1 protein-coding gene is annotated in these 2,878 nt (G+C 71.5%); it reads right to left on the bottom strand.

Annotated elements, in window-relative coordinates; genetic code table 11:
• Positions 1-125: 125 nt before the first annotated feature.
• Positions 126-2,594, bottom strand: a complete 2,469-nt coding sequence (locus ACFVZW_RS35615; RefSeq protein ID WP_384530543.1) for a RelA/SpoT family protein — start codon at positions 2,592-2,594, stop codon at positions 126-128.
• Positions 2,595-2,878 lie beyond the last annotated feature (284 nt).

Here is a 2,878-nt window from a genome sequence, read left to right as displayed (position 1 = left end):
GGGGCGCGCGCGCGCGCGGGCGCGCGGGGGGGGGGGGGGGGGGGGGGGTGGGGGGGGGGGGGGGGCCGCCCCCGCCGAGCTCTGCCCGCGCCCGCCCCCCCCTTCCCGTATCTCGTGCGTCCGCGTTACGGCCTGCGGGCCGAGGTGACGCGGTAGACGTCGTAGACGCCCTCCACGCCCCGGACGGCCTTCAGGACGTGTCCGAGGTGCTTCGGGTCGCCCATCTCGAAGGTGAAGCGCGAGGTGGCCACCCGGTCGCGGGAGGTCTGGACGGCCGCCGACAGGATGTTGACGTGCTGGTCCGACAGGACCCGGGTGACGTCCGACAGCAGCCGGGAGCGGTCGAGGGCCTCGACCTGGATGGCGACCAGGAACACCGAGGACTGGGTGGGCGCCCACTCGACCTCGAGGATGCGCTCGGGCTCACGGGAGAGCGACTCCACGTTGACGCAGTCGCTGCGGTGGACCGATACACCACTGCCGCGGGTGACGAAGCCGATGATCGGGTCGCCCGGTACGGGCGTACAGCAGCGGGCCAGCTTGACCCAGACGTCCTCGACGCCCTTGACGACGACACCGGGGTCGGCGCTGGAGCGGCGCTTGGCGCGGCCGCGCGTGGGCGGGGCGGTCTCGACGAGGTCCTCGTTGGCCGCTTCCTCGCCGCCGAGTGCCTGCACCAGCTTCTGGACGATGGACTGGGCCGTGACATGGCCCTCGCCGATCGCCGCGTACAGCGAGGAGATGTCGCTGTAGCGCATCTCGTGGGCGAGCGTGACGAGCGAGTCGCCAGTCAGGATCCGCTGGATCGGCAGGTTCTGCTTGCGCATGGCCCGCGCGATGGCGTCCTTGCCCTGCTCGATCGCCTCCTCGCGGCGCTCCTTGGAGAACCACGCGCGGATCTTGTTGCGGGCCCGGGGGGACTTGACGAAGCCCAGCCAGTCGCGGGACGGCCCGGCCCCGGCGGCCTTGGAGGTGAAGACCTCGACCAGGTCGCCGTTGTCGAGGGTCGATTCGAGCGGGACGAGCCGCCCGTTGACCCGCGCGCCTATCGTGCGGTGGCCGACCTCGGTGTGGACGGCGTAGGAGAAGTCGACGGGGGTGGCGCCGGCGGGCAGCGCTATGACGTCGCCCTTGGGGGTGAAGACGAAGACCTCGTTGCGCGACAGGTCGAAGCGCAGCGACTCCAGGAACTCACCCGGGTCCTCGGTCTCCTTCTGCCAGTCGAGCAGCTGGCGCAGCCACGCCATGTCGTTGAGGTGGTCGTCCTTGCCGGTGTTCTTCGGCACGTCGGTCCGCACCTTGGAGGCGCCGGCGACGGCCTCCTGCTTGTACTTCCAGTGCGCGGCGATGCCGTACTCGGCCCGGCGGTGCATGTCGAACGTACGGATCTGCAGCTCGACGGGCTTGCCGTTGGGGCCGATGACCGTCGTGTGCAGCGACTGGTACATGTTGAACTTCGGCATCGCGATGTAGTCCTTGAACCGGCCGGGGACCGGGTTCCATCGCGCGTGGACGGTGCCGAGCGCCGCGTAGCAGTCGCGGACGGTGTCCACGAGGACGCGGATGCCGACCAGGTCGTAGATCTCCGCGAAGTCACGGCCGCGGACGATCATCTTCTGGTAGACGCTGTAGTAGTGCTTGGGCCTGCCGGTGACGGTGGCCTTGATGCGGGCGGCGCGCAGATCGGACTGGACCTCGTCGGTCACTATGGCGAGGTACTCGTCGCGCTTGGGCGCGCGCTCGGCGACGAGCCGGACGATCTCGTCGTACATCTTGGGGTAGAGGATCGCGAAGGCGAGGTCCTCCAGCTCCCACTTGATGGTGTTCATGCCCAGGCGGTGGGCCAGGGGCGCGTAGATCTCGAGGGTCTCGCGGGCCTTCTTCTCCTGCTTCTCCCGCTTGAGATAGCGCATGGTGCGCATGTTGTGCAGGCGGTCGGCGAGCTTGATGACCAGGACGCGGGGGTCCTTGGCCATGGCGACGACCATCTTGCGGACGGTCTCGGCCTGCGCGGCCTCGCCGAACTTGACCTTGTCGAGCTTGGTGACGCCGTCGACGAGCAGGGCGACCTGGTCGCCGAAGTCCCGGCGCAGGGTGTCCAGGCCGTACTCGGTGTCCTCGACGGTGTCGTGCAGCAGGCCGGCCATGAGCGTGGCCGGGTCCATGCCGAGCTCGGCGAGGATGGTGGTGACGGCGAGCGGGTGCGTGATGTACGGGTCGCCGCTCTTGCGCTTCTGTCCGCGGTGCCAGCGCTCGGCGACCTGGTAGGCGCGCTCGACCTGGCGGAGCGTCGCGGTCTCGATCTTCGGGTCGTTGGACCGGACGATCCGCAGCAGCGGTTCGAGGACCGGGTTGTACGGGGAGGAGCGCTGGACGCCGAGGCGGGCGAGGCGGGCGCGCACACGGTTGGACGAGCCGCCGCCGGAGCGGGCCACGGGGGCGGGCGCGGGCTTGGAGGCCGGTGCCGGGGCGGGGGTCACGGGCGTGGGCCTGCTCTCCGCGGGCCGGTTCTCGGGCGTCGCGGGTTCCGCCGCGGCCTTCTCGGCCTGCGGGTCGGGCTGCGCGGCGGAGAGTGGCTGGGCCTCGTCTGGCAAAAGCGCTCCTCTGGGGGTCCCCCCGGACGAAGTCTGGGGGAGGTTCCGGGTCCCCCGGTCAGGCCCGGAAAGGCCATGGTATCGATCCGGGGGCCACCGTGCTCACGCGTACGGGGGGTGAGACGGGCACCACGCGCCTGAACAGTCCCGTTCCGGGACATACCGGGAGAACGGAGAGGGGGGGCGGGGGGGGGGGCGGGGGGGCGGCGGGCCCCCGGCGGGGGGGGGGGCTTGCGAGTTTGTGGGCCACCGCCGGGCGCGCCGCCCGGCCGCCGCGGCGCCGC

Source organism: Streptomyces sp. NPDC059567 (genome assembly GCF_042735655.1).
Classification (GTDB): domain Bacteria; phylum Actinomycetota; class Actinomycetes; order Streptomycetales; family Streptomycetaceae; genus Streptomyces.
This window is presented reverse-complemented; position numbering and strand designations above follow the sequence as displayed.